Origin of the sequence: Geodermatophilus obscurus, from assembly GCF_900115395.1 — a bacterium.
GTDB lineage: Bacteria > Actinomycetota > Actinomycetes > Mycobacteriales > Geodermatophilaceae > Geodermatophilus > Geodermatophilus obscurus_B.
Map to the genome: position 1 here is coordinate 1 of NZ_FOWE01000002.1, position 21,864 is coordinate 21,864.

The following is a 21,864-nucleotide window of genomic DNA, read 5'->3' on the forward strand; positions in this document are numbered from 1 at the left end:
CGACCTACCCGCCCTGCACCGCGCAGCCAGGAGCGGAGCAGCGCTCACCCCATCCGGCGCGACCGGCGGCTACCGGCCCGGCGCCGCCCTCGACCGGCACGTCCGCGCCCGCGACCGCCGCTGCCGCTTCCCCGGCTGCCGCCGCCCCGTCCCAGGAAGTGGCGAACTCGACCACACCACCCCCTGGCCCACCGGCCAGACGAACGCGGCCAACCTCACCGGCTACTGCACCGGCCACCACCGCGGCAAACACCAGGCACCCGGCTGGCACCACCACATGACACCCGACGGCACCCTCACCGTCACCACACCCACCGGCCTCACCGCCGCCACCACACCACCGCCCTACTGAGGGACGGAGCGCGGCGTGCAGCGGCTCAGTGGGCGAGCTTGAGCCCGATCACGCAGCCGACGATGCCCAGCAGGAGCAGCACGCGCAGCGCCGACAGCGGCTCCTCGCCGGTCGCCATCGCGTAACCGGCGGTCAAGGCCGCGCCGATGCCCACCCACACCGCGTACGCCGTCCCGATGGGGAGGGTGCGCATGGCGTACGCCAGCCCGATCATGCTGCCGACGAGCCCGAGGACGAAGACGACCGTCGGGGTGAGCCGGGTGAAGCCCTCCGAGCGGCCGAGGGCGGTTGCCCACACGGCCTCGAGGACACCGGACAGGACGAGTACGAACCAGGCCACGACGACTCCCGTGGTCGCCGTCTTGTCGCTGTCCGGGTACGGCGCCGCTCGTCCGGGGGATCCCCTGCGGACCCACGTCCCACCATCGCACACGGCGGCCGACCAGGGCGGTGACAACGGCCACCGGCGGCGGCCCCCCGCGGCGACCACGGTGGGACCCTGCCGCCATGACCGATCCGGAGTACGACGCCGTACGCCTGCGCGCTGCACAGGGCGACCCGGACGCCGTCGACGAGCTCGTGGAGCTGGCCGGCGAGCGAGGCGACCTCGAGGAGCTGCGGCGCCTCGCCGACGCGGGCAACCGCGACGCCGCCGACGAACTCGTCCAGGCCGCCGCCGAACTGGGCGACCTGGACGAGCTGCGCAGCCTCGCGGGCGCCGGCAACCGCGACGCCGCCGACGTCCTCGCCGAGCTCACCGAGGACTGAGCCGGGGGAGCAGCCCCCGAGGGGTCACCTCCGCAAGGGCCCCGCTGCGGGCTCGCGAGCCAGTGGGGCGGCGGCGTCAGTCGGCGGGCTCGTCCGCCCAGTCCGGGCCGTTGACCTCGCCCGGGCCGGCGAGGTCGGCGGCGTCGATGATCGTGTACGCGTAGCCCTGCTCGGCGAGGAACCGCTGCCGGTGCGCGGCGTACTCGGCGTCGAGGGTGTCGCGGCTGACCACCGTGTAGAAGTGCGCCTGCCGGCCGTCGGCCTTGGGACGGAGCACCCGGCCGAGCCGCTGCGCCTCCTCCTGCCGCGACCCGAACGTCCCCGACACCTGGACGGCGACCGCGGCCTCGGGCAGGTCGATGGAGAAGTTGGCGACCTTGGAGACGACCAGCGTACGGATCTCCCCGACGCGGAACGCCTGGAACAGCCGCTCGCGCTCCTTGTTGGTGGTCGACCCCTGGATCACCGGCGCGTCGAGCGCCCGCCCGAGCTCCTCGAGCTGGTCGAGGTAGGCCCCGATGACCAGCGACGGCTCCTCCGGGTGCCGCTCGAGCACCCGCCGGATCACCGGCAGCTTCGACGTCGCGGTGGCCGCGATCCGGTACCGCTCCTCGGGCTCGGCGACGGCATAGGTCATGCGCTCCTCGTCGTCGAGACCGACGCGCACCTCGATGCACTTGGCCGGGGCGATGTAGCCCTGCGACTCGATGTCCTTCCAGGGCGCGTCGTAGCGCTTGGGCCCGATGAGGGAGAAGACGTCGTCCTCCCGCCCGTCCTCGCGCACGAGCGTCGCCGTCAGCCCGAGCCGGCGGCGGGACTGCAGGTCGGCGGTCAGCCGGAAGATCGGCGCGGGCAGCAGGTGCACCTCGTCGTAGACGATGAGGCCCCAGTCCTGGGCGTCGAAGAGGTCGAGGTGCCGGTACTCGCCCTTCCGGCGGGTGGTCATCACCTGGTAGGTGGCGATGGTGACCGGGCGGATCTCCTTGCGCTCGCCCGAGTACTCGCCGATCTCCTCCTCGGTCAGCGACGTGCGCGCGATCAGCTCGCGCTTCCACTGCCGCCCCGAGACGGTGTTGGTCACCAGGATCAGCGTGGTCGCCTTGGCCTGCGCCATCGCCGCGGCCCCGACCAGCGTCTTGCCCGCACCGCACGGCAGCACGACGACGCCCGAGCCACCCGCCCAGAAGCCCTCGACGGCCTCCTGCTGGTAGTCGCGCAGGTGCCAGCCGTCCTGCGCCAGCTCGATCGGGTGCGCCTGCCCGTCGACGTAGCCGGCGAGGTCCTCGGCCGGCCAGCCCACCTTGAGCAGCGCCTGCTTGAGCCGGCCGCGCTCGGAGGGGTGCACGACGACGGTGTCGGGGTCGATCCGCGCACCGAGCATCGGCGCCACCCGCTTGGAGCGGATGACCTCCTCCAGCACGGCGCGGTCGGTGGTGGCCAGCGTCAGCCCGTGCACCGGGTGGTTGACCAGCGTCAGCCGGCCGAAGCGGTCCATCGTGTCGGCGACGTCGACCAGCAGCGCGTGCGGCACCGGGTAGCGCGAGTAGCGCACCAGCGCGTCGACGACCTGCTCGGCGTCGTGCCCGGCGGCGCGCGCGTTCCACAGCGCCAGCGGCGTCACGCGGTAGGTGTGCACGTGCTCGGGGGAGCGCTCGAGCTCGGCGAACGGCGCGATCGCGGCACGGCAGTCGCGCGCCTGGGGGTGGTCGACCTCGAGCAGCAGGGTCTTGTCCGACTGGACGATGAGCGGTCCGTCGTTCACGGGATGGGGAGCCTCTCCTCGGCGGGCGTCTGTCTGGTCAACCGTTACCGGCGGCCGGTGCTTCCTCGTCGACGAGCGCCACCGAGGTGATGCGGTGCACCGCGAACGTGCGGTTCTCCTGCCGGCGTTCGTCCCAGCCCTGGAGGAAACCACCGGCCAGTGACACCGGCTGGACCACGCGCTGGCTGCCGCTGCCCTGGGCGTCGACGTAGCCGAGCCACACCGGCAGGCCCTCGCGGATCGCACGCGAGAGGACCTCCAGCGTGCCCGCGGTGGTGACGCCCGGGATCTGCCGCACCGGCGCCGCCGGGCGGGCGGCCAGCGCGGCGTCGCCGGCCCGGATCTCCCGCACGGTCGCCTCCGCCTCGGCCGCCGTCACCGGCCGGGCCGCGGGGGAGGGCAGCGCGCCGTGACGGCGGCCGGCCGCGCGGGGCCGCGCCGGCGGGCGGGTGAGCACCGCCCCGCCCGGTGACTCCCCGGCGGGGGCGTAACCGGCGGCCCGCAGCACGCCGAGTACCTCGTCGGCGCCCAGCCCGCTCACCAGCACCCCCGGTGCCAGCCGGCGCAGCTCGGCACCGGCGGTGCGCCGGTCGCTGAGCACCTGGGAGAGCAGGCCGTGGTCGTCGGAGCGCACGTAGCACTCGATCGCGCCGACCCGCAGCCGGCCGTGCTGACGGGCGACGTCGTCGACCAGGTAGTCCAGCGCCTGGGGCACCGGCGTGCGCGAGGCGCGGGTGAACAGGTCGTGCAGGTCGGTGGCCGACCAGCCGGCGTCCAGCGCCCGGCGCACCGAGGACTCCGTCACCCGGAACACCGTCGCCCCGCCCGAGGACTCCACGTCGGCGACCAGCGAGAGCGTGTCGGCGAGCTGCGCCACCAGCGGACCCGGTGCGACCAGGGTGAGGTCGGGCTGGGCGAGCACGTGGTCGACCGGCTCGGGCAGCAGGCCCTGCATGCGCATCGCCGCGCCCTCCTCGCCGCCGGTGAGCAGCCCGTGGCCGCCCGAGGACAGCACCCCGCCCACCAGGACGCCGATCCGCGCGGCCTCGGCGAGCATGTCCGGCACCGGCGCCAGCCGGTCGGCCCGCCGGGGCGTGCGCCAGCGCAGCAGCGCCACCAGGTCGTCCGGGGCCAGGCCGGAGCCCGGCGGGGAGGCCGCGAGGGCGGTGAGCACCGAGCGGCGGATCGCCGGGGCGGTGTGCCGGACCAGGTCGGGGGAGAGGGCGTTGACCCCCTTGCCCGCTACGTCGCGCTGTCCCACCAGCGACGGCAGCCGGGTGCTCTCCAGCCAGCCCGCGGCCAGCGTCGCCCAGCGGTCGGCCAGCGGCTGCTCGCGCCAGACGTCGTAGCCGCGGGTGGGCAGCCACTCGTCCCGGTGCGCGCCGCCGACGTCGAGCAGCCCCGCGGCGAACGCCAGCTCCAGCAGCCAGCCGGCGTCGGCCTCCGACACCGTGAGCGCCTTCGCCAGCCGCTTGCGGTCGCGCACGGCCACCCCGCCGCTGCGCAGCAGCCCCGCCGGCTCCTCCTCGAGCACGGCCAGCAGCTCGCCGACCCGCCCCACCGACTCCAGCGCCGCGCCGGCCGCCTGCCGGTCGACGACGGCGGGCTCCCGCTCGACGACCGCCGGCCGCGGCTCAGGCCGGGGCGGCCCGTACGGCTCGGGGCCCCGCAGCAGCAGCCCGATCTCGCGCGGCAGCTCGACGTTGAGCGCGTCGATGCGGGCCAGGAGCCCGGCCTGCAGCAGCCGCCGCGCGGGCGAGGCCGCGCCGCCGCCCGCCTCGGGCAGGTGCCCCACCGGGCGGTCGCCGGCCAGCCGCTCGAGCACCTGGCGCTCGGCGGGGTCGAGCGCGCCGACGGCGGCCGGCAGGTCGGCCGGCAGGGCCACGCGGAGCTCGGCGGCGCGCCGGCCCAGCCCCGCGGGGTACCGGACGGCGCGGCGTACCTGGTCGGGGGCGTGCAGGACGTCCTCGCCCCACAGCAGCGCCCGGGTGGTCAGCCGCTCGACGGCCGCGGCCACGACGTCGTCGGGCAGGCCGGGCAGCGCCGCGGCGACCTCGGCGGCCTCCACCCCGTCGGTGGGGGCGAGCAGCACGACGTCGAGCACCTGGAGGGTGGCGGCGTCGAGCTCGTCGAGGGCGCGGTCCACCGACACCGGCACCGCCAGCCGGCTGGCGAGGGTGACGACGTCCGACGGGGCGGGCCGGGCGACGTCGGGACGCGCGCCCAGCAGCTCCGCCAGCTGGGCGTCGCTGCGGGTGCGCAACCACGCGGCCAGCGTGGCGGGACGGTCGGCAGGCATCCGGACCACGTTACGTCCGCCGCAGGGGGTGCCGCCCCGGCGGCCGGGACTGTCAGCATGGAGGGCGTGTCACCGGCCACCGAGGACCCGCACACCCGAGCCGCGCTCGAGGGCTACCGCGCCGGGGCGCTGCGGTGGCTGGTCGGCGGCGTGATCGCCGTCGTGCTCGCCGTGCTGCTGGGGGCGGTCGCGATCAGCCTCGCCGAGGACCGCGGCCGCCCGGTCCCGCTGGCCGGGCTCGTCGTCGTCGCGCTGGTCAGCGGCGGGGTCGTGTCCGCGATCGCCGGGCTGGGCGGTCTGGCCCGGGCGCTGCGCTGGAGCCGGGCGCTGCGCGCCGTCTCCTGGCAGCGCGGGCTGCTGCGCATCGCCGGCCCGGCCATCGTGGCCTTCGAGCCCGAGGGCTACGACGAGTGGGACCCCGACGACGAGCCCGTGCGGCTGCGCCTGGTGAGCACCTCGGTCTGGCGGACCCGGCAGGTGCAGGACCTGGACGGCGGCGAGGTGCGGGCGGCGCCGGTCGGCAGCGGGCAGTGGGTGCTCACCGCCGAGGGGCTGCCGACGCTCTTCGGCGCCCGGACCGCGCGCCGCCGCCGCTGACCCCGTGTCGTGGCAGGCCTCGCGTGGGTAGGGACACCGTCGCGGGAAGATGGTGGGGAACGCGCACCCGGGGTGCGCCCGAGCACGGAGGCGAGATGGCCAAGCGCAAGGAGAAGCACGCCCACCTGGTGGAGCCGACCTGGGGCCAGTCGGAGGACGCCGGCCCGCCGGTGACCGAGCTGCTGGGCGAGATGGCCGGCCCGCTGTCGCCCTTCGGCGAGGACCACAGCTTCCCGCTGCCGCCGGAGCGCATCCGCTACGCCCACCCCACCGACAAGCCCAACCGGGCGGGCGTGCAGCTGCCGGAGAACCGCCGGCGCTGACCCGCCTCCCGCGCCGCCGCCCCCGGAGCGGCGGCGGCGCGGACGGCCCGCTCAGGTGGGCTCGACGTCCACGACGAGCGCGCGGTGGTCCGACAGCGGCAGCTGCGGCGCCTCGGCCGGCCCGGTGGCGGCGAGCCCGCCGCGGACGAGCACGTGGTCGAGCTGGCGGGTCGGCTCCTCCAGCGGGAAGGTGAGCGCCCGGGCGAGGGGTCGCATCCCGCTCACCAGGGTGGCCTTGCGCGGCTCCATGTTGAGGTCGCCGAGCACGACCAGCGGCTCCCGCGTCCCCCGCAGCGACCGCACCAGCCGGCGCAGCTGCACCGAGTTCCAGTACGGCACGAACGACAGGTGCGTGCAGGTGACGGTGAACTGCCCGTGCGGCCCGTCGAGGACCCCGGCGACGGCGACCCGCGGCTCCTCGCTGACCAGCACCGGCCGCCGGGCGCCCCGGAACCACACCGGCACCCGCCCGGGCAGCGTGGGCAGCCGCACCACCCGCCACGACACCACCGGGTACCGCGACAGCAGCGCGATGCCGTAGCTCGCCGCGCCGGGCTGCTCGTCACCGGTCGCGGCCATCCAGGTGCCGCCGGGGGTGCCGGCCAGCGCGGCGACGAACTGGGAGTCGACGGCGCCCATGGCCTCGGCGGCCACCGCGGTGAGGTCGGCGTTCATCGAGCGGGGCTGGTCGCGGTCGACCTCCTGGAGCGCCAGGACGTCGGCGTCGAGCGTCTTGACCGCCGAGGCCAGCCGGTCGACGTCGACCCGGTCGTCGGCCGGTGAGCGCCCGTGCAGGATGTTGAAGGTCGCGATGCGCACGAGGAGTGCCGTGCCCGGGGGCGGGTAGCGGCATGCGCGTGCAGCCCTCCGACCGCGACGAGATCCGTGACCTGCTCAAGCGCGTGGCCGTGGCCCTCAAGGAGGGCGGGGTGCCCTTCGCCCTGTGCGGCGGGTACGCGGCCTGGGTGCGCGGCGCCCCCGAGCCCGACCACGACGCGGACTTCCTCGTGGCGGACGACGAGGCCGAGCGGGCGGCCAAGGTGCTCACCGACGCCGGCCTGCAGGTCCGGGACCCGGCCGAGGACTGGCTGACGAAGGTCGTCCAGGGCAACTCGTTCGTCGACGTCCTCTGGCGCACCTGCGGCCGGCCGGTGGAGAGCGACCTCATCGAGCGCGCCGAGGTCATGCCGGTGCTGTCGGTGCACATGCCGGTGCTGGCGGCCACCGACATCCTGGTCACGAAGCTCATGGCCCTCGACGAGCACTACTGCGACTTCTCCCGGCTGCTGCCGGTCGCCCGGGCGCTGCGCGAGCAGGTCGACTGGGTCACCGTGCAGCGCGAGATCGAGGACAACCCCTTCGCCGCCGTCTTCCTGGACCTGCTCGGCCGCCTCGGCGTCGTCGACGCGGAGCAGTTCGCGCGCTGAGCGCCGGGAAACCGCGCGGGCGCGGGCGGGCGGCCGGTTAACCTGGGGCGGGCGGTGCGACCGTCCGCCGTCCGCCGGCCCCGTGCCGGACCACCCCGCGAGCGACCGAGGACCCCACCGTGCCCACCGGCAGAGTCAAGTGGTTCAACCCCGAGAAGGGGTTCGGCTTCCTCTCGCGCGAGGACGGGCCCGACGTCTTCGTGCACAAGGACGCCCTCCCGTCGGGCACGGCCGAGCTCAAGCCGGGCCAGCGCGTGGAGTTCGGCATCGTCGCCGGCCGGCGCGGCGACCAGGCGCTGCAGGTGCGCGTCCTCGACCCGCTGCCGTCGGTGGCGGCGAAGGTGGCCGAGGCCAGGCGCAAGAAGCCCGACGAGCTCGTCCCGATCATCGAGGACCTCATCAAGCTGCTCGACGACGTGTCGAACTCCCTGCGCCGCGGCCGGCACCCCGACCGCGGCGAGTCGCGCAAGGTCGCGGCGGTGCTGCGCGCGGTCGCCGGCGACCTGGAGGCCTAGCCCGACGGCGTCCCCGTCGGCGCGGTCCCCAGGTCGCCACCGGCGCGGACGAAGCCGATCGGCCACGAGCCGGTGAGCAGGCACTCGTCGTGCTGGTCCTCGACGACGACGAGGTAGTACGCCGGCGGCACGACGTCGGAGCTGTTGATCCCCTCGTACGTCGTCGTCCCGGGGTCGACGTCGACCACGCCGAGCTGCTCCTCGAACTGCCCGTCGAAGACCTGCACGCTCCAGCCGTTGGCAGCGACGTCCTCGGGCACGGTCAGCTCGATCGTGGTGTCGGGGGAGACCTCGATGATCGGCGGCGTGACCTCGTAGGCCTGCCCCTCGCCCTCGCCGCAGTACTGCGTCGGGCGGGCGGTGATCTCCTGGGGGCCGGCGACGACCCGCACGTCCGGCGGTGTGTCCGACGCGGCGGAGCCGCCGCAGCCGGCCAGCGGTGCGGCGAGCGCGCCGGCCAGCACGGCGGCGGCACGGGAGTGCGACCTCACGGGCGGGGGGCCTCCGGAACGGTCCCTGCGCCCGGCGCGGTGGGGACCCCGGGGACGGTCGGCGCCTCCGGGTCCACCGCGGCCGGCCCGCGGCGCCGCGGGGTCCACAGGACCAGGCCGACCGCGAGCACGAGCAGCGCGGCGGCGACGGTGAAGCCCAGCCAGCCGATCGGCGGCAGCGCGATGCCGATGGCGCCGCCGACCACCCACGCCAGCTGCAGCACCGTCTCCGAGCGGGCGAACGCCGAGGCCCGCAGGCTCTCGGGGACCTCGCGCTGGATGATCGCGTCGAGGGCGGACTTGCCCAGCGCGTTGGCGACCCCGGCGACGCCGGCGACCGCGGCCGCCGTCGCCAGGCCGAAGAAGACGGCGGCGAGCACGGTGACCGCGGCGGCCACGCCGGCCGACCAGACCACGACCCGGTCGGGGTCGGCCGAGTGCAGCCGCGAGCCGATGCCGGTGCCCAGCACGCTCCCGGCGCCGGCGGCCCCGGCGATCGCGCCCAGCGCGAGCGTCGACTCCCAGCCGCCCTCGACGGTGGCCTGGACGAGGAACGCCGAGAAGATCGTCAGGAACCCGCCGAGGCCGCGCAGCGCGGCGTTGGCGCGCAGCGCCAGCACCACGTGCGGGTTGACCGGCCGGCGCCGGCGGCCGGCGACCGGGACCTGGCCGGTGCTCAGCACGTCGGCCGGCTGCTCCCCGGTGGGGACGTCGACGTGGCGGGGCAGCCGGACGGCCAGCACCCCGGAGACGGTGAAGACGGCGGCGGTCGCCCACAGCTCCGGCGGGAACCCGGACGCCCAGGCGAGGCCCGCGCCGATCCCGCCGAAGACGCCGGCGGTGACCAGCCCGAACACCGACAGCCGGGCGTTGGCCGACGTCAGCGACATCGCGCCGGGCAGTACCCGCGGGACGACGGCGGCGCGCAGCACGTTGTGCGCCTTCGACAGCACCAGCACGCCGAGGGCGGCGGGGTAGAGCCACCAGTCGTCGTGGTGGGCGGCCATGACCAGCGCCAGCACCGCCCGGCCGAAGGACGCGGTGCCCAGCGCCCACCGCCGGCCACGCTGCAGCCGGTCGAGCAGCGGGCCGATGACCGGCGCGACGACGGCGAACGGCGCCATGGTCACCAGCAGGTAGAGCGCCACGTTGCCGCGCTGGGCGTCGGACGCGGCGGCGAAGAACAGCGTGCCGGCCAGCGAGACGGCGATCATCGCGTCGCCGGCCATGTGGAGCGCGTTGACCCACAGCAGCTGCGTCAGCCCGCTCTCCGCGGCGCCGTCGGCACGGCTGGCCGCCCGCACCCGCGCCACGCCCGCGCGGGTCAGCTCCCGGCTGCGGGCGGCCGCCACCCGGGTCACCGTCACCCGCGGTGCGGTGGCCGGCCCCGGCTCCGGCTCGGGTGCCGGCGGCGGGGCCGCGGGCGGCAGCGCGGCCGGTGGCGGGCCGTACCCGGGCGGCGGGCCGTACCCGGGCGGCGGGCCGTACCCGGGTGGCGGGCCGTACCCCGGCGGCGCGGCGTACGGCGGCGGGCCGTACCCGGGCGGTGCCGGGTACACCGGCGGGACCGGCGGGACGGTGTAGGCGGGGTACGGGGCCGGCATGGTGCCGGGCGGTGCCGGGTACGCCGGCGGCGCCGGGTACACCGGCGGCGGGACGGCCTGGGGCCGGGTCACCGGCCGGGGGAGGTCGAGCGGGGCGGTGTCCATCCGGTCGGTGTCCACCCGGCCGGCGTCGGCCGGCTCGGGCCGGGTGCGGCGCAGCGGACCCCTGCGGGACCCGGGCGGACGCGAGGACGGCACGCCCCCATGGTGCCGCACCGACCCGCGGATCCGGGGCCGGTGTGATCACCCGGACGCAGGGTCGGCCTGCGGCGTCCCGTCTGGGACGATGACCCGGTGCGTCCCGACTCCCAGCCCGCCCCGGCCGGCACCGACGTGCTGACCGCCGCCGTCGACCCCGCCCGCGCCGCGGCCGAGGAGACCGCCGGCGACCCGGGCCTGGTCGGCGAGCACCTCGGTGCCACGGCCGAGAGGCCGGGCACGCCGGCCGAGGGCACCCCGCCGGAGGCGCTCGGCGCCGTCGTCACCCACTCCTTCGCCAGCCGCCTGCCCAGCTACGTCGGCTGGCACTGGGCGGTCACCCTCGCCGCCGTCCCCGGCAGCGACGAGGTCACCGTCGACGAGGTCGTCCTGCTGCCCGGCGACGCCGCGCTGCTCGCCCCGGCGTGGGTGCCGTGGCACGAGCGGCTGCGCCCCGGTGACCTGTCGGTGGGCGACGTGCTGCCGGCCACCGAGGACGACCCGCGGCTGGTCCCCTCCTACACCGCCGACGACGACGCGGCGGCCGACCCCGAGGCGCAGGCACTGGCCGCCGAGATCGGGCTGGGCCGCGAGCGGGTGATGTCGGCGGAGGGCCGCGCCTCCGCCGCCGCGCGCTGGCTGGCCGGCGACTTCGGCCCGCGCGCGCCCATGGCCCGACAGGCCCCCGGCCCGTGCGGCACCTGCGGGTTCTTCCTGCCCCTGGCCGGCTCGCTGCGGACGCTGCTGGGCGCCTGCGGCAACGAGTACTCCCCGGCCGACGGCCGCGTCGTCGGCATCGACTACGGCTGCGGCGCGCACAGCCAGGCGACCCTCGCCGTCGGTGAGCCGGCGGAGGTCGTGACGTCGGCCCGCTACGACACCGCGGACTTCGACGTCCTGTAGCCGGCCTCAGGTCCGCGGGCGGTCGATGAGCCGGGAGAGCACGACCGCGCTCTCGGTGCGGGCGACCGTGGGCAGCGCCCGCAGCCGGCGGACGGCCCGCTCGAGCTCGGCGGTGTCGCGCGCCTGCAGCCGCAGGACGGCGTCGGCGGTGCCGGAGATCGTGGTCGCCTGCACCACCTCGGGCACGTCCTCGAACTGGGCGCGCACCTCGTCGGGGTCCGGCGCGCCCTGGCAGTACACCCACACGTAGGCCTCGACGTCCCACTCGAGGACCGCGGGGTCGAGCACCGCGGTGAACCCCCGGATCGCGCCGCTGCGCAGCAGGCGGTCGACCCGGCGCTTGACCGCCGGTGCGCTCAACGACACCTCGGCCCCGATCCGGCCGTACGTGGTCCGGGCGTCCCGTAGCAGGTGTTGCACGATTGACCTGTCCAGCTCGTCCACGGCGTCTCCTCGCTGCGCGCAGCCCCCTCGGGACGCAACGGATCGTAGGTCGCGCGCAGCGGAACGGTCTTGGCCGGAACGACCCGGCGTCCCTAGCCTCGGCGTCGCTCGCCATGCGGGGAGCCGGGAGGAGGAGCCGTGACGCTGACGGGGTCCCCGGTGCCGACCGTCGCACCGCCGCGGCCGGACGCCCTGAGCCGTGCCGAGCTCGCCGTGCTCGACGCGCTCGACGTCGAGGCGCTGCACCGCACGCTGGCCGACCTGCTGCGGGTGCCCAGCGTCACCGGCAGCGACGCCGAGTCCGACCTGCTCGCCGCGCTCGCCGACCGCACCGCGCGCGCCGGGATGGACGTCGACCACTGGCGGCTCGACCTCGCCGACCTCACCGCCCGGCCCGGCTTCCCCGGCACCGAGGCGCCCCGGCAGGAGTCGTGGGGGCTGGTGGCGACGACCGGGGACGGCGACGGGCCGACGGTCGTGCTGCAGGGCCACGTCGACGTCGTCCCCCCGGGCGACCGGCGGCGGTGGACCGGTGACCCGTGGACCCCGCGGGTGGCCGGGCCGCGGCTGCACGGGCGCGGCGCCTGCGACATGAAGGCCGGGGTGGCGGCGGACCTGGCCGTGGCCGAGGCGGTGCTGGCCAGCGGCGTGCGGCTGCCCGGCCGGCTGGCCCTGCACCTGGTCGGCGGCGAGGAGGACGGCGGCCTGGGCGCGTTCGCGACCCTGGCCCGCGGGCACCGGGGCGACGCCTGCGTCATCACCGAGCCCACCAGCGGCACGCTCACCACCGCGGCCGGCGGCGCGCTGACCTTCCGGCTGGTCGTCGCTGGCGAGCCGGCGCACGGGAGCGCCCGGTGGGCGGGGCGCAGCGCCGTCGAGCACTTCGTGCACCTCGACGCCGCGATCCGCGAGCTGGAGGCCGAGCGCAACGCCGTCGTCGACCCGCTCATGGCCGAGTACCCGGTCGCGCACACCATCTCGGTCGGCACCGTCGTCGCGGGGGACTGGGCGAGCACCGTGCCCGACACCCTCGTCGCCACCGGGCGCCTGGGCGTCCGCCTCGACGAGGACCCCGCGCAGGCGCGGGCCGCCCTGGAGGCCCGCCTGGCAGCCGCGTGCGCCGACCACCCGTTCCTGCGCGCCCACCCGGTGGAGGTGACCTGGCCCGGCGGTCAGTTCGCGCCCGGGCGGACCGCGGGCGGGGCGCTCCTGCGGCACGCCGTCACCTCCGCCCAGGAGGCCCTGACCGGCACCGCGCCCCGGGAGCGGGGCGTGCCCTACGGCAGCGACCTGCGGCTCTACGCCGCCGAGGGCGTCCCCACGCTGCACTACGGCCCGGGTGACGTGGTCCACGCGCACGCCTACGACGAGTACGTCGACCTCGCCGAGCTGACGGCGGTCACCCGCGTGCTGGCCGTGGCGACGGTGCGCCTGCTGCAGGGCGGCTGAGCCGGCCCACCGCTGCCGCCGGCTACCGCTGCCGCCGGCTCCACCGCCCCCGCCGGCCGAGCTGGCCCTGCCAGCGCATGATCCCCAGCCCGCCGAAGGGCAGCACGATCCCGGCGACGCAGGTCCAGGTCCACACCCGGTCGAGCCGGTCGCCGAGCAGCAGCACGACGACGAGGGCGACCACCCACACGGCGATCCCGGCCAGCACCACGCGGGCGGTGTCGACGCGCAGCGGGGGAGGAGCCGGCCGCAGGGGCCGCGAGGGGGACGGGCGGGGCACGCTCCCGACCCTAGGCGGCACGCCGCGGGAACCGGCGGGGAGGCGCGCGCGGCGTGTGGCACGCTGTCGCCGCTCACCGCCCGGCATCAGTCCGCAGGAGCCCGCATGCCCGAGAAGTCCCGTCCCGCCAAGAGCGCCGGCGCCACCCGGGTCACCCGGTCCACCGGCGGCGGCACGCCGGCCGCGGGGGACACCCCCGCCGACGTCGCGGCGACCGCGACCCGGCCCCGGCGCAGCGACGGCCCGCAGCTGCGGCCGCGCAACGGGCTCGACCGCTACTTCGGCATCAGTGCCCGGCGCAGCACCGTCGGCCGTGAGGTGCGCGGCGGGCTGACCACCTTCTTCACGATGGCCTACATCGTGGTGCTCAACCCGATCATCCTGTCCGGCACGGACATCACCGGCGCCACGCTGTCCTTCGGCGCCGTCGCGGCGGTGACCGCGCTGCTGGCCGGCGCGCTCACCGTCCTCATGGGCGTCGTCGGGCGCTACCCCTTCGCGCTGGCCACCGGGCTGGGCATCAACGCGATCGTCGCCGTCTTCGCCGCCACGCAGCTGTCGTGGCCGGAGATCATGGGCCTGGTCGTGCTCGAGGGCCTGCTCATCACCGTGCTGGTGCTCACCGGGTTCCGGCGCGCGGTGTTCGAGGCCATCCCGCCGCAGCTCAAGACGGCGATCGCCGTCGGCATCGGCTTCTTCCTCACCATCATCGGCCTCGCCGACGCCGGCGTGATCCGGCCGGGCACGCCGCTGATCAGCTTCGGCGTGGGCGGCCAGCTCGCCGGGTGGCCGCTGCTGGTCTTCGTCGTCGGCCTGCTGCTGACCGCCGTCCTGGTCGTGCGCCGGGTGCGCGGCGCGCTGCTCATCGGCATCGTCGTCTCGACCGTCCTGGCGGTGGTCGTCGAGGCGGTGGCCGGGATCGGCCCGCGGATCGGCCCCGACGGCGCGGAGGCGAACGCGCGGGGCTGGGCGCTGCAGGTGCCCACGCTGCCCGACGAGGTCGTCAGCACGCCGGACCTGTCGATCATCGGGCAGTTCTCGCTGTTCGGCGGCTTCGAGCGGATCGGCGTCGTCGCCGCGCTGCTCATCGTCTTCTCGATCATGATCGCCGACTTCTTCGACACCGTCGGCACGATCACCGCCGTCGGCGCCGAGGGTGACCTGCTCGACGAGAAGCGCAACCTCCCCGGCTCGCAGCCGGTGCTGCTGGTCGACTCGCTGGCCGCCGCGGCCGGCGGCGCGGCCAGCGTCTCGTCGAACACGACCTACATCGAGTCGGCCTCGGGCGTGGCCGACGGCGCCCGCACCGGCCTGGCCAGCGTGGTCACCGGCGTGCTGTTCCTCGTGGCGATGTTCTTCACCCCGCTGGTGCAGATGGTCCCCTCCGAGGCGGCGGCCCCGGCGCTGGTCATCGTGGGCGCGCTCATGATCAGCCAGATCCGCACCCTCGAGTGGGACGACATGGGCCTGGTCATCCCGGCCTTCCTCACCATCGCGCTGATGCCGTTCACCTACTCGATCACCAACGGCATCGGCGCCGGCGTCGTCAGCTACGTCCTGCTGCGCGCGGCGGTCGGCCGGGTCCGCGAGGTCCACCCGCTGATGTGGGTGATCAGCGTGCTGTTCCTCGTCTACTTCGCCCTGGAGCCGCTGCAGCAGCTCTTCTAGTCGACGGACCCCCTCGCGCGCTCGGGGCGGGCTCCCGGGCGGTCGTTAGGTAGGCTACGGATCGTGGGCCGGACGACGCTGGACACCGCGGCGCTCGCCCACGACCTCCGGCTGGCCGTGATGCGGTTCAGCCGGCGGCTGCGCAACCAGCGCGTCGACACCTCCGTCACGCTCACGCACCTCGCGGCGCTGTCGACGCTCAAGCGGCACGGTGCGATGAGCCCGGGCGAGCTCGCCGCGCACGAGCGGGTGCAGCCGCCGTCGATGACCCGCGTCGTCGTCGCGCTCGAGGAGCGGGGGCTGGTCACCCGCACCCCGCACCCGACCGACGGCCGGCAGGTGGTCATCGGCCTCACCGACGCCGCCGAGCGGTTGCTGACGGAGGAGGCCCGGGCGCGCGAGGCCTGGTTGTCGGCGCGGCTGCACCGGCTGACGCCGGAGGAGCGCGCCACCCTCCGCGAGGCCGCCGCGATCATGGAGCAGCTCGCCGGTGGGTGACGTCCACGGCCGCTGAACCGCGCCCCGCCGACCCGCGCCCCGCCGACCGTGGCTCGTTCCGGTCGCTGCGGGTGCACAACTTCCGGCTGTACGCGTCGGCGAACCTGGTCAGCCTGACCGGGACCTGGATGCAGCGCATCGGCCAGGACTGGCTGGTGCTGCAGCTGTCGGGCGACAGCGGCGTCGCGCTCGGCCTGGTCACCGCGCTGCAGTTCGGACCGACCCTGGTGCTGGGCCTCTACGGCGGGGTCCTGGCCGACCGCTACGACAAGCGGCGCCTGCTCGTCGCCACCCAGGCGCTGATGGGCCTGCTCGCCGTCGCGCTGGCGACCCTGGTGGCCACGGACGCGATCGCGCTGTGGCACGTGTTCGGGCTGGCCGCCGGGCTGGGGTCGGTGTCGGCGATCGACGCGCCGGTGCGCCAGGCGTTCGTGTCCGAGATGGTCGGCCGCGACCTGCTCCCCAACGCCGTCGGGCTCAACTCCACGATCTTCAACGGCGCCCGGCTGGTCGGGCCGGCGCTGGCCGGGCTGCTCATCGGTGCCTCCGGCGGGGACACCGCGCCGGCGTTCGCCGTCAACGCCGCGAGCTTCGTCGTCACCATCGCCGCGCTCCTGGCCATGCGCCCCGACGAGCTGCGGCGCAGCGACCCGGTGGCGCGCGCCCGCGGGCAGCTGCGGGAGGGGCTGTCCTACACCTGGGGCCGGGCCGACCTGCGGCTGGCGATGGTCCTGGCCTTCGTCATCGGGACGTTCGGCTTCAACTTCCAGGTGACCATCGCGCTCATGGCCCGCGAGGTGCTGGGCCTCGGCGCGGAGGGCTTCGGCCTGCTGTCGACGGCGTTCGCGGTGGGCTCGCTGACCGGCGCGCTGCTGTCCACGCGCCGCAGCGCCCGCCCGCGGCAGCGCTTCCTGCTCGTCTCCTCGGTGGTCTTCGGCCTGCTCACCGTGGCCTGCGGGCTGGTCCCGGGCGGCACCTGGCCGTTCGCCGTCCTGCTCGTCCCCACCGGCGCGGCCGCCCTGGTCTTCAGCGTCGCCAACAACAGCTTCGTGCAGCTCGGCGCCGACCCGCAGATGCGCGGGCGGGTGATGGCGCTGTACTTCACCTGCTTCCTCGGGGGCACCCCGCTGGGCGCACCGCTCATCGGCTGGGTGTCCGAGCACCTCGGTGCACGCTGGGGGCTGGTGCTGGGCGGCGGGGTCGTGGTCCTCGCCGGGGCCGCGTCCGCGCTGGCGGTGGCCCGAGGGCGGCGGGTGCGGACGGCGGCCCGCGTGCGGCCGGTGCCCACGGGTCCCTGACGGTCGCCCGACCGGCCACGTGGCGCAGGTCACCGGGTCGACGTACCGTCGCGGCCACCGCCGGTACGCACGGGGAGCGCGCCGCATGAGCCCGATGACCAACGCCGTGCTGTACCTCGTGCTGCTCACCGCGGCGATGGCGGCCAGCTTCGCCCTCCTCGGACTGCTGCTGCGGGCCTTCTCCGGCCAGCTCCAGCAGGACCTGCGGGCCCGCCGCCGGGCGCGCGGCCGCGACCTCCCGCCCGAGCCGGTGCACCGGCCGGTGGAGGCGGTCGCCGCAGACCTGCGCCGGCTGGCCCGCCAGGTCGACGTCGTCCCGGCCGGGTCGCCGCAGGTGCGCCGCCGCGGGTTCCAGGCCGCCTACGACGACGTCCTGTGCGAGGCGGCCGGGCAGTTCGCCATCCCGACGACGCTGCGCGGCATGCCCCCGGGCTTCCCGCGCGACGTCGAGCGACTGCGCGTGGAGACGGCGCTGGCCGACGCCGGCCTGGTCGTGCGCTGAGCGGACCGTCGCCGCTGCGGCTGTTCGTCGCGGCGACCCCGCCCGCGGCGGCCCGTGACCACCTGGCCGCGGCGCTGGCACCGCTGCGGGACGCCCCCGGTGCGCCGCGCTGGGGTGACCCCGGCCGCTGGCACCTCACGCTGCTCTTCCTCGGCGCGGTGCCACCGGACCTGCTGCCCGCCCTGACCGGCGCCGTCGGGGACGCCGTCGCGCCCACGCCGCCGGCCTCGCTGCGGCTGGCCGGCGCGGGGCGGTTCGGGTCGGCCCGGCGGCCGCAGGTGTTCTGGGCGGGGGTGGACGGCGACGTGGCCGTGCTGACCGCGCTCGCCGTCCGGCTGGCCGCCGCCGCCCGCGGGCTGGGCCTCCCGATCGAGGACCGGCCCTTCCGCCCGCACCTGACCCTCGGCCGGTGGCACCCCCGCCGGCCCGCCGACGGCGACCTGCCCGGGCGGCTGGCCGGCTACCGCGGGCCGGACTGGCCGCTCGACGCCGTGACGCTGGTCCGCAGCAGCGGCGGCCGCCACGAGGTGCTCTCCTCCGTCACCAGGCGTACTCCATAGGAGCGGCGCGGTAGCCGGGGAAGACCTCGTCGAGCCGGTCGAGCTGTGCCTGTTCCAGCGTCACGTCGAGCGCGGCCAGCGAGCCCTCGAACTGCTCCATCGTCCGCGGGCCGACGATCGGCGCGGTGACGCCGTCCTGGTGCAGCACCCAGGCCAGGGCGACGTCGGCCGGTGCCAGCCCCCACTCCCGGCAGGCGTCCTCGAAGGCCTGCAGCGCCGGGCGGTGCTGCTCGACGCGCTCGCGGTTGCGCTGCTGGTGGCGGCGGTCGCCCTCCTGGTCGCCGAGGACGCCGGCCAGCAGGCCCTGCGCCAGCGGGCTCCAGGGGATGACGCCGATGCCGTAGTGCTTCGCGGCGGGCAGCACCTCGAGCTCCACGTGCCGGGTGAGCAGGTTGTAGTGCGACTGCTCGCTGACCAGGCCGAGGAAGTGCCGGCGGGCGGCGGCCTCGTTGGCCGCGGCGAGCTGCCAGGCTGCGTGGTTGGACGACCCGACGTAGAGCACCTTGCCCTGGGCGACGAGCGTCTCGCACGCCTGCCAGATCTCCTCCCACGGCGTGGCCAGGTCGACGTGGTGGAACTGGTAGAGGTCGATCCAGTCGGTCTGCAGGCGGCGCAGCGAGGCGTCGCACGCCCGCACGATGTTGCGGGCGGACAGGAAGGTGTCGTTGGGCCAGTCGGACATGCCGCCGTAGACCTTGGTGGCCAGCACCGTCCGCTCGCGGCGCTCCCCGCCCTGGGCGAACCAGGTGCCGAGCACCTCCTCGGTGCGGCCCTTGCCGGCCTCGAAGCCGTAGACGTTGGCGGTGTCGAAGAAGTTGATCCCCGCGTCGTGGGCGCGGTCCATGACCGCGTGGGAGTCGGCCTCCTCCGTCCTCCAGCCGAAGTTCATCGTGCCGAGACAGAGCCGGGAGACCGACAGGCCGCTGCGTCCGAGGTGTGTGTACTCCACGTCTGACGACCCTGGCACCCTGGCGGCCGTGCCGCAGACCGACACCGTGATCCCCGCCTTCGACCGGGCCACCGCCGTCTCCCGCACCGAGGGCAGGGGCGTCCGCGCCGAGCTGGACCCGGGCTGGGACGTGGGCAACGGGATCCTCAACGGCGGCTACCTGCTCGCCGTCGTCGCCCGGGCCGCGCTCCTCGACAGCCCGCACCCGGACCCCGTCGCGCTGTCGGCGAGCTACCTGCGGGCCACGCCCGGCGGGCCGGCCGACCTCACCGTCACCCCGGGCTCCGCCGGGCGCACCCTCGCGCACGCCTCGGTGCTGCTCGCGGGCGCGGCCGGCCCCTCCCTCGCCGTCCAGGTGACGACGGCGTCCCTCGGCCGCGACCCGGTCGACTACACGGTGAACCCCGCTCCGGAGGTGCCGCCGCCCGGCGACTGCGTGGCCACCCGCACCAGCGAGGGCGGGCCGAGCGTGGGGCTCGCGCGGCACCTCGACACCCGGCTCGACCCGGCGACGGCGGGCTGGGTGCAGGGGCGGCCCTCGGACACGCGGCTGCTGCGGGCCTGGATCCGGCTGGCCGACGGCCGTGAGCCCGACCCGCTCGCGCTGCTGCTGTTCGCCGACGCGCTGCCGCCGACCGCCTTCGCCGTCGGGAAGCCGGGCTGGGCGCCCACCGTGCAGCTGCAGGTGCTGGTGCGCGCGCTCCCGGCCCCGGGCTGGTGCCTGGTGGAGTCCCGCTCCACCGAGGTCACCGGCGGCTGGTCGGACGAGGAGTGCCGCATCTGGGACGCCACCGGCCGCCTGGTCGCCCAGGCCCGTCAGCTCGCCCGCGTGGCGCGCTAGTCGCGGCGGGTGGGGAGGGTGACCTCGCCGGTGAGGTAGCGCTGCAGCGTCGGGGCGACGGCGGCCACCACCTCCTCGGCCGGCGCGGAAGCCAGTGGCTCCAGCCGGAGGACGTAGCGCATGAGCACCAGGCCGGCGACCTGCGAGGCGACCAGCGCGCCGCGCGCCTCCCGCTCCTCGCGGGGCATGTCCAGCGACCCGATCACCCGGCGGATGATCTTCACCAGCACGAACTCGCGGAGCATCGCGGCCGACCGCTCGTGGTTGACCGCCGAGCGGACCAGCGCCAGGGCGGCGGGCCGGCCGGGGCCGTCCCAGACGCGCAGCACCGTGCGCACGACCGCGGCGCCACGCTCCTCCGGCGGCCCGGAGAGCACGGCCGGCAGGAACTCGTCGGGGTCGACCGGCGCCTGCACCGCCGCGAGGAACAGCGCGTCCTTGGTGCCGAAATAGTGGTGCACGAGCGCCGGGTCGACGCCCGCGGCACCCGCGATCGCCCGGATCGAGGCGCCGTCGTACCCGCGCTCGGCGAAGGCGGCGCGGGCCGCGGCCAGCACCGCCTCGCGGGTGTCGGGGTTGCCCGGCCGCCGTCCGGTCGGGCGCCGTGACGGGCTCAGCTGGTCCTCCTCCGCAGGGTCGCCGCGGCCAGGGCGAGCGCGAGGGCGGCCGCGCCCGCGACGACCGCGACGTCGGCCCACATCCTGCCGGTCACCGTCTCCGAGCGCCCGAGCTCCTGCAGCGCCTCGACGGCGTAGGTCAGCGGCAGCACGTCGCTGACCGCCTGCAGCCAGCCGGCCATCTGCTCGCGCGGGACCAGCAGCCCGCACAGGAAGAACTGCGGCAGGACGACGACCGGCATGAACTGCACCGCCTGGAACTCGCTGCGGGCGAAGGCGCTGGCGAGCAGGCCGAGGGCGACCCCGAGGACGGCGTCGGCGACGGCGACCAGCACCACCAGCGCCAGCGGCCCGCGGAGGTCGAGGTCGTAGAGCGTCGTCGCCACCGTGACGGTGACCACGGCCTGCGCGACCGCCGCCAGCCCGAAGGCGGTGCCGTAGCCGGCGAGCAGGGCACCGCGCGACAGGGGAGTGGTGAGCAGCCGCTCGAGGGTGCCGGAGGTGCGTTCGCGCAGCATCGCGATGCTGGTGACCAGGAACATCACCACGAACGGGAAGACCCCCAGCATGGTCAGACCCACCCCGTCGAACGGGGACAGCGGCAGGTCCCTCCACAGCAGGTACAGCAGCCCGAGCAGCAGGCTCGGCACCACGAGCATCAGCACGAGCGTGCGCGGGTCGTGCCGCAGCTGGCGCAGCACCCGGCCCGTGGTCGCGACGGTCCCGTTCACGCCGACACCCCCTCGCCGCGCCGCACCAGGCTGAGGAAGGCCTCCTCCAGGTCGGCGGTGCCGGCGTCGGTGCGCAGCTCGCCGGGGGTCAGGTCGGCCAGCAGCCGGCCCTCCCGCAGCAGGAGCAGCCGGTCGCAGCGGCCGGCCTCGTCCATGACGTGGCTGGAGACCAGCAGGGTGGTGCCGGCCGCGGCGAGGGCGTGGAACCGGTCCCACAGCTCCACCCGCAGCACCGGGTCCAGGCCCACCGTGGGCTCGTCCAGGACGAGCAGCTCGGGCTCGCCCACCAGGGCGCAGGCCAGCGACGCCCGGCCCCGCTGGCCGCCGGAGAGGTCGGCGACCAGCTGCCCGGCGGCGTCGGCCAGGCCGACGGTGGCGACCGCGTCGTCGGCGGCGCGCGCACCCCGGCCGTACAGGGCGGCGAAGTGGCGCGCGTTCTCCCGCACGGTGAGGTCGGGGTAGACGCTCGGCGCCTGGGTGACGTAGCCGACCCGGCGGCGCAGGCCGGGGGAGCCGGCGGGCTCGCCGAGCACGGTGACCTCGCCGGAGCGGACCCGCTGCACGCCCACCAGCGCGCGCAGCAGCGTCGTCTTGCCGCTGCCGCTGGGGCCGAGCAGACCGGTGACCGCGCCGGCCGGCACGGCACAGGACAGCCCGGGCAGCACCCGGCGGTGCCCGCGGTCGACGACCAGGTGTCGAACGGTGACGGCGTCGTCCATGTCGGCCTCCCGAGGAGAAGAACTCAACGCCCGATGAAGTCAACGGTAGGTGAGTTCCGCGGGCGGCGT

General features: G+C 76.3%; 26 protein-coding genes and 1 riboswitch. Of the genes, 14 read left to right on the plus strand and 12 right to left on the minus strand.

All coding sequences use genetic code 11. From position 1 onward, the window contains the following. Positions 1-352: HNH endonuclease signature motif containing protein (locus BM165_RS03330; protein ID WP_244273997.1), on the plus strand; the 352-nt coding region annotated here is incomplete at its 5' end. 25 nt (positions 353-377) lie between these two features. Here the strand turns inward: BM165_RS03330 and BM165_RS03335 are convergent. Continuing rightward, entirely contained in the window at positions 378-692 is a 315-nt protein-coding gene (locus BM165_RS03335) for a DMT family transporter (RefSeq protein WP_075012146.1), read from the minus strand. A gap of 11 nt (positions 693-703) precedes the next feature. Continuing rightward, positions 704-770, minus strand: a riboswitch (guanidine-III (ykkC-III) riboswitch). An 89-nt stretch (positions 771-859) separates the two neighbouring features. Here BM165_RS03335 and BM165_RS03340 point away from each other — a divergent pair. After that, positions 860-1,120 (plus strand): hypothetical protein, encoded by a 261-nt coding sequence (locus BM165_RS03340; protein WP_075012147.1) that lies wholly within the window; start codon positions 860-862, stop codon positions 1,118-1,120. Positions 1,121-1,196: 76 nt separating this feature from the next. Here the strand turns inward: BM165_RS03340 and BM165_RS03345 are convergent, their stop codons facing one another. Next, the gene (locus BM165_RS03345) at positions 1,197-2,882 is read right to left on the minus strand and encodes a DNA repair helicase XPB (protein ID WP_075012148.1); all 1,686 of its coding nucleotides are present in this window, start codon (positions 2,880-2,882) and stop codon (positions 1,197-1,199) included. Between the two features lie 37 nt (positions 2,883-2,919). Continuing rightward, entirely contained in the window at positions 2,920-5,181 is a 2,262-nt protein-coding gene (locus BM165_RS03350) for a helicase C-terminal domain-containing protein (RefSeq protein WP_075012566.1), read from the minus strand. A gap of 57 nt (positions 5,182-5,238) precedes the next feature. On the opposite strand from BM165_RS03350, the gene BM165_RS03355 reads away from it, so the two are divergent. Beyond that, positions 5,239-5,778: a hypothetical protein gene (locus tag BM165_RS03355; RefSeq protein WP_432276810.1), complete on the plus strand. Its 540-nt coding sequence runs from the start codon at positions 5,239-5,241 to the stop codon at positions 5,776-5,778. 95 nt (positions 5,779-5,873) lie between these two features. Beyond that, on the plus strand, positions 5,874-6,101 hold the full coding sequence (locus BM165_RS03360; protein ID WP_075012149.1) for a hypothetical protein: 228 nt from the start codon (positions 5,874-5,876) through the stop codon (positions 6,099-6,101). A 51-nt stretch (positions 6,102-6,152) separates the two neighbouring features. Here BM165_RS03360 and BM165_RS03365 read toward each other — a convergent pair whose 3' ends face one another. Then, positions 6,153-6,920, minus strand: coding sequence for an endonuclease/exonuclease/phosphatase family protein (locus BM165_RS03365; RefSeq protein WP_075012150.1), 768 nt, complete (start codon positions 6,918-6,920; stop codon positions 6,153-6,155). Positions 6,921-6,958: 38 nt separating this feature from the next. Here BM165_RS03365 and BM165_RS03370 point away from each other — a divergent pair, with 38 nt between their 5' ends. Next, a complete protein-coding gene (locus BM165_RS03370) occupies positions 6,959-7,528 on the plus strand; it encodes a nucleotidyltransferase family protein (protein WP_083427088.1) in 570 nt (189 codons plus the stop codon). Positions 7,529-7,647: 119 nt separating this feature from the next. After that, positions 7,648-8,043, plus strand: coding sequence for a cold-shock protein (locus tag BM165_RS26270; RefSeq protein WP_075012152.1), 396 nt, complete (start codon positions 7,648-7,650; stop codon positions 8,041-8,043). Here BM165_RS26270 and BM165_RS03380 read toward each other — a convergent pair. Together BM165_RS03380 and BM165_RS03385 are read right to left on the minus strand one after the other, a co-directional pair. Continuing rightward, positions 8,040-8,534, minus strand: a complete 495-nt coding sequence (locus BM165_RS03380) for a DUF2771 family protein (protein ID WP_075012153.1) — start codon at positions 8,532-8,534, stop codon at positions 8,040-8,042. The two genes, BM165_RS26270 and BM165_RS03380, sit on opposite strands and share 4 nt — an antisense overlap. Further along, on the minus strand, positions 8,531-10,336 hold the full coding sequence (locus BM165_RS03385; RefSeq protein WP_244273999.1) for an MFS transporter: 1,806 nt from the start codon (positions 10,334-10,336) through the stop codon (positions 8,531-8,533). Before BM165_RS03385 ends, BM165_RS03380 begins: the two co-directional genes overlap by 4 nt. Before the next feature lie 96 nt (positions 10,337-10,432). Between BM165_RS03385 and BM165_RS03390 the strand changes: the two genes are divergently transcribed. Then, positions 10,433-11,239, plus strand: coding sequence for a DUF3027 domain-containing protein (locus BM165_RS03390; RefSeq protein ID WP_075012154.1), 807 nt, complete (start codon positions 10,433-10,435; stop codon positions 11,237-11,239). Between the two features lie 6 nt (positions 11,240-11,245). Here BM165_RS03390 and BM165_RS03395 read toward each other — a convergent pair whose 3' ends face one another. Beyond that, complete coding sequence (locus BM165_RS03395) at positions 11,246-11,683, minus strand: Lrp/AsnC family transcriptional regulator (RefSeq protein WP_075012155.1); 438 nt, start codon at positions 11,681-11,683, stop codon at positions 11,246-11,248. 138 nt (positions 11,684-11,821) lie between these two features. Here BM165_RS03395 and BM165_RS03400 point away from each other — a divergent pair, with 138 nt between their 5' ends. Next, positions 11,822-13,132: an ArgE/DapE family deacylase gene (locus BM165_RS03400; protein WP_244274001.1), complete on the plus strand. Its 1,311-nt coding sequence runs from the start codon at positions 11,822-11,824 to the stop codon at positions 13,130-13,132. Positions 13,133-13,154: 22 nt separating this feature from the next. Here BM165_RS03400 and BM165_RS03405 read toward each other — a convergent pair whose 3' ends face one another. Beyond that, a complete protein-coding gene (locus BM165_RS03405; RefSeq protein WP_075012156.1) occupies positions 13,155-13,412 on the minus strand; it encodes a DUF2530 domain-containing protein in 258 nt (85 codons plus the stop codon). Between the two features lie 105 nt (positions 13,413-13,517). On the opposite strand from BM165_RS03405, the gene BM165_RS03410 reads away from it, so the two are divergent. The 5 genes from BM165_RS03410 to thpR all read left to right on the plus strand — a co-directional run bounded on the left by BM165_RS03410 (position 13,518) and on the right by thpR (position 17,938). Further along, entirely contained in the window at positions 13,518-15,080 is a 1,563-nt protein-coding gene (locus tag BM165_RS03410; RefSeq protein WP_083427019.1) for an NCS2 family permease, read from the plus strand. A 63-nt stretch (positions 15,081-15,143) separates the two neighbouring features. After that, a complete protein-coding gene (locus BM165_RS03415; RefSeq protein ID WP_244274002.1) occupies positions 15,144-15,578 on the plus strand; it encodes a MarR family winged helix-turn-helix transcriptional regulator in 435 nt (144 codons plus the stop codon). Continuing rightward, complete coding sequence (locus BM165_RS03420) at positions 15,575-16,876, plus strand: MFS transporter (RefSeq protein WP_075012157.1); 1,302 nt, start codon at positions 15,575-15,577, stop codon at positions 16,874-16,876. The genes BM165_RS03415 and BM165_RS03420 overlap by 4 nt, the downstream gene beginning before the upstream one ends. Positions 16,877-16,961: 85 nt before the next feature. Next, entirely contained in the window at positions 16,962-17,378 is a 417-nt protein-coding gene (locus tag BM165_RS03425; RefSeq protein ID WP_075012158.1) for a hypothetical protein, read from the plus strand. 20 nt (positions 17,379-17,398) lie between these two features. Continuing rightward, entirely contained in the window at positions 17,399-17,938 is a 540-nt protein-coding gene (thpR, locus tag BM165_RS03430; RefSeq protein ID WP_280140685.1) for an RNA 2',3'-cyclic phosphodiesterase, read from the plus strand. Here thpR and BM165_RS03435 read toward each other — a convergent pair. Continuing rightward, on the minus strand, positions 17,919-18,887 hold the full coding sequence (locus tag BM165_RS03435) for an aldo/keto reductase (RefSeq protein ID WP_075012159.1): 969 nt from the start codon (positions 18,885-18,887) through the stop codon (positions 17,919-17,921). The genes thpR and BM165_RS03435 overlap by 20 nt on opposite strands. A gap of 28 nt (positions 18,888-18,915) precedes the next feature. Between BM165_RS03435 and BM165_RS03440 the strand changes: the two genes are divergently transcribed. Beyond that, positions 18,916-19,728 carry a thioesterase family protein gene (locus BM165_RS03440; RefSeq protein ID WP_075012160.1) on the plus strand — a complete coding sequence of 271 codons (813 nt, stop codon included), beginning with the start codon at positions 18,916-18,918 and terminating at the stop codon, positions 19,726-19,728. Here the strand turns inward: BM165_RS03440 and BM165_RS03445 are convergent. The 3 genes from BM165_RS03445 to BM165_RS03455 are packed head-to-tail and all read right to left on the minus strand — an operon-like array spanning position 19,725 to position 21,795. Continuing rightward, complete coding sequence (locus BM165_RS03445) at positions 19,725-20,285, minus strand: TetR/AcrR family transcriptional regulator (RefSeq protein WP_083427020.1); 561 nt, start codon at positions 20,283-20,285, stop codon at positions 19,725-19,727. The two genes, BM165_RS03440 and BM165_RS03445, sit on opposite strands and share 4 nt — an antisense overlap. 56 nt (positions 20,286-20,341) lie before the next feature. After that, on the minus strand, positions 20,342-21,076 hold the full coding sequence (locus tag BM165_RS03450; RefSeq protein ID WP_075012161.1) for an ABC transporter permease: 735 nt from the start codon (positions 21,074-21,076) through the stop codon (positions 20,342-20,344). Then, positions 21,073-21,795 (minus strand): ABC transporter ATP-binding protein, encoded by a 723-nt coding sequence (locus tag BM165_RS03455; RefSeq protein ID WP_075012162.1) that lies wholly within the window; start codon positions 21,793-21,795, stop codon positions 21,073-21,075. Before BM165_RS03455 ends, BM165_RS03450 begins: the two co-directional genes overlap by 4 nt. Positions 21,796-21,864: the final 69 nt, after the last annotated feature.